Below are 5,839 nucleotides of genomic sequence, written 5' to 3' on the forward strand. Positions count from 1 at the left end.
ACGTGAACAAACTCGGCTTTATGGAACCTTCTCTGCTTGGGATTCTCTCTGTATCGAGAGAGCAAACTCAAAAATGAAGATGCCACAAGGGGGCTATCAAGTGGCATGAATGGCCTCTCAACTAAAATGGGTCACACCCAAAACATTTCCCAATGAGGAAAAGGTTACGTGAGGGGTGTAGCCTTGGTTGACAGCAATCGCAAGTGTCCAACTAGTATCGTAGGGAGTGTAAGTCCAGCCATTTTTCGCCATCGGTCCGGGTTGCGGAAGAGGCTTCTTTAGAGATTCCAAGCTCTCAGGCGGCTTGCCATGCTGCTTCGCGTAAGCACGGATGGCGGCGATGACCGGCTGGGCATTGGCGATCACCTCCCGCATCCCTGCCTGACGTCGCTGCTCAGAGCGAACTCTCTGAGTGGACACGGTGAAGCCTATGCTGAAGACGATTCCCACGAGCACCAGTGCCAGAGTCCAAGAATGGGGTACACGATGCAACATGGTTTATCATACCGTGCCCCCCCCGTTGGAGCGGCTCCAAACGAGGATCAATGGACTGCCGCATCGGTTACTCCCAGTAGTAGCCCCACTCACCAAAGCGCTCCAGAATACCGCCGTAGGCTTCTCTCTCGTACTGACCATCGGAGCGGTAGACGAAGGTGTCGCCGAAACCTGAGTTGGGGGTGTATTCGCTATTGACGGAGACTGCAAGTGTCCATTTATCTTTTTCGTAACCGTAGTCCCAGCCATTTTTTGCCATCGGGCCAGGCTGAGGAAAAGATTTATCGAGTGACTCTAGCGTCTTAGGCGGCTTCTTGTGTCGCTTCTGGTAGGCATGGATCGCGGCGATCACGGGCTGGGCATTGGCGATCACCTCCTGCATCCCTGCCTGACGTCGTTGCTCAGAGCGAGCCTTCTGAGTGTGCACAACGGAGCCAAGGGTAAAAGCAATTCCCAGGAGCACCATCACCAAAATCCAGGAATGGGGTACACGACGCAACATGGTTTATGATACCTCCCCCAAGGAGGGCACTACCCCAAGTCTAGCACGACTTTTCCGCACTGGCCGGAGCGCATCAGCTCCATTCCCTGCTCGAAGTCCGCAAAGGGCAGGTGGTGAGTGAGGATCGGCTCGACATTAATCCGACCATTGGCCAACAGGCTCTGCATCGTGGTCCAGGTCTCGTAGAGACGGCGACCAACCACGCCGTGAATAGTGAGGCCCTTGAAGATAATATCCTCGGAGATCCGTAGCTCGACCGGGCGCGAGGGGATTCCCATGAGCGAGACACGGCCACCGGGACGGGCAAGACGCATGGCTTGCTGGATGGCGGGAGGTGCCCCGCTCATCTCCAGCACCACGTCCACACCCTGGCCGTCGGTGGAGTCAAGAACTGCCGCTTCGAGGTCATCGCCGGGAATCTGGAAGAGGTGATCTGCCCCCACTTTTGCCGCCAGCTCCAAACGGTAGCGGGACGTGTCCGAGGCAAAGACCACGCCCGCGCCCAGTGCCCGGCAGACCGCAACGCCAAAGAGCCCGATGGGGCCACAGCCTAGCACCGCGACGCTCCGCCCTGCCAGCTCCCCTTGCATCGCGGCATGGACGGCGTTGCCCAGCGGGTCTTGCAGGCAGGCGATGTGCGGCGGGATGCGCGGATCGTTCTTAATCACGCTGGCCTCGGGCACGGCGAAAAACTCCCGGAAACAGCCGTCGGTGTCCACTCCGAAGATCTGCGTGTTGCGGCAGACATGCCCCTGACCCGTGCGGCACTGGAGGCAGTGGCCACAGATCTTGTGCGACTCTCCCGAGACAAAGTCGCCCACTTTGAGGCTCGTCACCCCCTCACCCACCTCGACAATAGTGCCCGAGAACTCATGCCCCATGATCACCGGCGGCTTGACGCGGCCCGCAGCCCAGGCATCCCAGCTATAAACATGAAAATCCGTGCCACAAATGGCAACGGACTGCACTTTGATCAGAACATGACCGAACGGCGCGGTCGTGAGAGTAGGGACATCCTGAAGTGTGGCTCCCTCCCCAGCGAGGGACTTAACAATTGCTTTCATACTGTCCTAATTTTACTACACAGAGAACCTATCGCGCCATTGGCACCTTCCGATTGAAAAGCGAATCAAGAATAACAATTTGTGTTATTTTCAAGAGGGCGCTAGAATACCCTTTATGGAGCTTTTGGATGGGATCGAGTACCTGATGGTGCAAGAGGCGGCGGCGCTAAAAGGCGTCACCCCCCAAGGAGTCTACGGTGCTATCCGCTCCGGTCGGGTACCCGTTCGTAAAATCGGAAAGTCCGTCTTCGTCACAGCCTCCGATATTCAAGCCTGGGAGCCTGCCGGACACGGAGGCAAACGCTCCGGACAAGGCCGAAAGAAGCGACAGGAAACTCTCACAGGGGCAAGGGAGTGAACACCCAGGAGCAGAAGCCACCACGCTATGAGCCACCTGTTCCTTGGTGGTTTACCAAGAAAGTGAAAAGCCTTTCTCGAGTAATTTTGTGTAGCACTTTGCTATCGGTTATTACCAGTGGACTGCTAATAATTTCCGTAGTGGTATTGAGAAGTCTCTACCTTCTCGTATCAGGGCAAGTTTTCTAATTAAGAAATAACATAAGACACCATGAACAGACCAAAGAAAATCATTCTCACCCTACTAGGTATCGCGGCCTCTGTGGGCATAGCATCGGTGCTTTGCATGGGGAGACGGATTGTTTCTTCACCCTACCAGGCTCCGGGACAACAGAGACACACCATCCATTACTCTGGTGGAGGATCTACCCCAGATCATTTGACACTCCCAGAAATCCCCTCTGCCTGCCCGACCCCTGCGCCCAAGAAGCCGCTTTCGCAGTGGGATATTCGCGTCAAGTGTAAGCGCTGCGGAGAGGAATACGACCGGCCAGCCCGCTGTACTTTCATGCCGAGCAAGCAGGATATGAAGCACTTGCATATTACCCCGGAACAGAGCGCGCGTTCACAGAAAGCTACCTTAAAGCTTCTTGATGAGGCACTCAAGAAAAAGTAATGAACAGACCAAAGAAAATCATTCTTACGCTTCTGGGCATTGCAGCCTCGGTAGGTTACGCGAGCTTGATCGTCACAGTACCGCGAGGGTACCAAGTAGCGTTATCGGAGGAAGAATTCAGACGGTTGCGAGTGCCGCTGCCTAAGCAGAAAGACGAATTTAGTCATGATGTTTTCCTCTATCGCATCTCGGGAACGCTTCCCTCACATAATTTTGAAGCGGAGCTGATGACTAGCTGCGGGTTGGGCTTAACAGAGAAGCAGATTCAAGCCGAACATGAGGCCATAAAAACCAAACGGCAAGCCATGAAAGAGCGTGACGTTCACGTGATCATCGAAGCAAAACGACAAGAAACCCAAGAACAAGAAGATAGAGAAGCGGTTTTGTGAAAGGAAATAAAGGCACACCATGACATTGACACTTGAAAAGCCAGAGACCGGGGCGCGTCTGCTTCGCTTTGCCCAGAAACGCGGTATGCCTCTTGATGATCTGATAGATGATCTTCTCGACGGCGCAGAAGAGGAAAATGACGAAGAATGGAAAGAAGACCTCTCAACTATCCCGGACATTCTCATGTATCCAGAGCCGGATGCTCTCAAGAAGGCATTGGAAGACATGGACGCAGGCAAGGGGATTTCTGGGGCAGACTTCCTAGCTGAACTACGCAGGCCAGTGGAAGAAATCCCCAATTCGTGAAGCCTCTCACTCTGATGATCGCACCGGATGCTCTGGCAGAGATCCGTTCTGCGAGGCGCTGGCTGGCTGGCCATGATCCGCGCTCAGAGGTGCGCTTCACCCGCCGTCTGGACGCTCTGCTCACTCAGCTCTGTGAGGAGCTGCCTGTCAAGATCGCCACAGCCCGCCCGCCACTGATTGACGAGAAAGCCAGCATGGGCATGGTGCGCCCTGTCTTCCAGGAGCGTTTCTACACCAGCGCTAAGAAACCAGCGCGCCGAAGCAACGCAAGCACATGGCGCGTCTTTTACGCCCTCCACGATGCCGACAGAGACAACCAGCCTGAAACCTTAGAGCTACTTCATATTTTCCATGCGGCATCTTCTCTTCCCTGGGATCGGATAGAGGCACTGGAGTTAAACCCGGAGCAAGATGATTCCCCACAGGAGACGGGGTAGATAAAGCCCACGTAACGGTAGAATAACCACATTATGGATACACCGCAGTACCGGCATCTCATCGAGACGTTTTTCACGTCACAGCCCGCACAGATCACCCAGATATTTCAGGAGCTTCTCTCGGCGCTGGAGGCTGAGGGCGAGTTTCTTCCTGCCTCGCCCATGTCCCAGAACTACGAGACGGCCTCGGTAAACCCGGAGATTCATCTGCTGCCGGGGAACCTCAAAGACGCCCGCGATGCGATCTTTCCCTATTTCTGGGGCACCGATAGCTGGTCATCGCCGTTGCACTTGGAGAACGTGAAAGGCCCTGCCAATAACGCCTCGCTGATCGGGGCGCTGGCGTGCTTGCTGAAAAACCCCAATCTCTGCACCGACACCTATAGCCAGCGCTCCAACGAGCTAGAAGTGAAGGCCGTGACGGCGCTGGCCAACCTGCTCTTTTACCACACCGACGATCCCTGGGGCGTCTTTACGATGGGCGGGACGATCTCCAATCTCTACGGGGCGAAGATCGGGATTGAGAAAGTCTTGCCCGGCGCGATGCACCATGGGCTTCAGGGCGAGCGCATCGCCGGGATTGTCAGTGAGGCCAGCCACTACTCCAACCAGAGCGTCGCGGGCTGGCTCGGGATGGGCACTGCGCAGCTCCACTCGATTCCCACGGATTCAAGCCTTGCGATGCGCTTGGACTTGCTGGAAGAAAAGCTGGAAGAACTCTATACCGACGGTGTGAAAGTGGCCTATGTAGTCGCGACATTTGGCACGACGGATACATTTGGCGTGGACGATGTAGCGCAGATTCGGCTGATCACAGAGACCGTGGCCCAGAAGCACGGCCAGCCGCGCCCACAGCTCCACGTGGACGGTGCCGTGGGCTGGGTGCTGTGCTTCTTCAGTGAGTACGACATAGAGAAAAACCCGCTCCACTTCCCCACCGAGCTCCTGCCGCTTATCGCCCGGGCAAAAAGCTACGCCCACGGGCTTCGCGTCGCCGATAGCATCACGATTGACTTTCATAAGATGGGCTGGGGGCACTATCCGGGCAGCGCGTTTCTGGTGAATCAGCGCTCCGACCTGCGCTATCTCTCGCGGAGCGTCGAGCAGACCCCCTACTTCTCCGAGGCAGATGGCCGCCGCGACCCGGCGCTCTTTACCCTGGAGTGCTCCCGCCCCGCGCTGGGTCCCTACACCGTGATGGCCTCGCTCAATGGCATCGGGCTTACCGGCTGGCAGGTCTTGGTTGCCCACGCGCTAGAGCAGGCCCAGCGCCTCAAGACCCGCCTCTCGGCTTTAGAGTACTGTCATGTGCTGAATCAGGACACCATCGGGCCGTCGGTGGCGTGGTGGGTCTTGCCCAAGGGCCGCAACGCCCACGAGATCTTCGCACGGCTGGAGGCAGGCACGCTCACCGACGAAGAGTTCACGCGCTACACCGAGGAAGTGCGCCGCCTCTATGAAAAACGCGATCGCACCAAAGACCCGCGTCTGGATGCCCGCCTCTCGTTTACCACGAGCATCGGCTATCGCCCCCACGGGCGCTCGCTTCCCGCCTGGAAAGCTGTCTTCTTCAACCCTCGCACCGGCCCCGAGATCGTGGATCGGGTGATCGCCAGCATCGAGGAGCTTTAGATACCTGCCGCCCCTCCTCCCAGGGTTGGGAGGAGGGGCA

8 protein-coding genes are annotated in these 5,839 nt (G+C 56.7%); 5 read left to right on the plus strand and 3 right to left on the minus strand.

The genetic code is table 11. The features are described 5' to 3' along the window. Positions 1 to 117: 117 nt before the first annotated feature. From RMO15_RS12990 to tdh, 3 genes are all read right to left on the minus strand, one after another. Positions 118 to 495 carry a hypothetical protein gene (locus RMO15_RS12990; protein ID WP_309713143.1) on the minus strand — a complete coding sequence of 126 codons (378 nt, stop codon included), beginning with the start codon at positions 493 to 495 and terminating at the stop codon, positions 118 to 120. 67 nt (positions 496 to 562) lie between these two features. Then, positions 563 to 997 carry a hypothetical protein gene (locus tag RMO15_RS12995; protein ID WP_309713146.1) on the minus strand — a complete coding sequence of 145 codons (435 nt, stop codon included), beginning with the start codon at positions 995 to 997 and terminating at the stop codon, positions 563 to 565. A 29-nt stretch (positions 998 to 1,026) separates the two neighbouring features. Further along, positions 1,027 to 2,061 carry an L-threonine 3-dehydrogenase gene (tdh, locus tag RMO15_RS13000; protein WP_309713149.1) on the minus strand — a complete coding sequence of 345 codons (1,035 nt, stop codon included), beginning with the start codon at positions 2,059 to 2,061 and terminating at the stop codon, positions 1,027 to 1,029. Positions 2,062 to 2,176: 115 nt separating this feature from the next. Here tdh and RMO15_RS13005 point away from each other — a divergent pair, with 115 nt between their 5' ends. The 5 genes from RMO15_RS13005 (at position 2,177) to RMO15_RS13025 (ending at position 5,799) form a co-directional block, all read left to right on the plus strand. Further along, positions 2,177 to 2,419, plus strand: a complete 243-nt coding sequence (locus RMO15_RS13005) for a helix-turn-helix domain-containing protein (protein ID WP_309713153.1) — start codon at positions 2,177 to 2,179, stop codon at positions 2,417 to 2,419. Positions 2,420 to 3,033: 614 nt separating this feature from the next. After that, positions 3,034 to 3,423, plus strand: coding sequence for a hypothetical protein (locus RMO15_RS13010; protein WP_309713156.1), 390 nt, complete (start codon positions 3,034 to 3,036; stop codon positions 3,421 to 3,423). Positions 3,424 to 3,442: 19 nt separating this feature from the next. Beyond that, on the plus strand, positions 3,443 to 3,730 hold the full coding sequence (locus tag RMO15_RS13015) for a hypothetical protein (RefSeq protein WP_309713159.1): 288 nt from the start codon (positions 3,443 to 3,445) through the stop codon (positions 3,728 to 3,730). Further along, positions 3,727 to 4,167, plus strand: a complete 441-nt coding sequence (locus RMO15_RS13020) for a hypothetical protein (protein ID WP_309713162.1) — start codon at positions 3,727 to 3,729, stop codon at positions 4,165 to 4,167. The genes RMO15_RS13015 and RMO15_RS13020 overlap by 4 nt, the downstream gene beginning before the upstream one ends. A 33-nt stretch (positions 4,168 to 4,200) precedes the next feature. Then, on the plus strand, positions 4,201 to 5,799 hold the full coding sequence (locus RMO15_RS13025; protein ID WP_309713165.1) for a pyridoxal-dependent decarboxylase: 1,599 nt from the start codon (positions 4,201 to 4,203) through the stop codon (positions 5,797 to 5,799). Positions 5,800 to 5,839: the final 40 nt, after the last annotated feature.

The sequence above is a fragment of the Armatimonas sp. genome (assembly GCF_031410135.1).
Classification (GTDB): Bacteria; Armatimonadota; Armatimonadia; order Armatimonadales; family Armatimonadaceae; genus Armatimonas.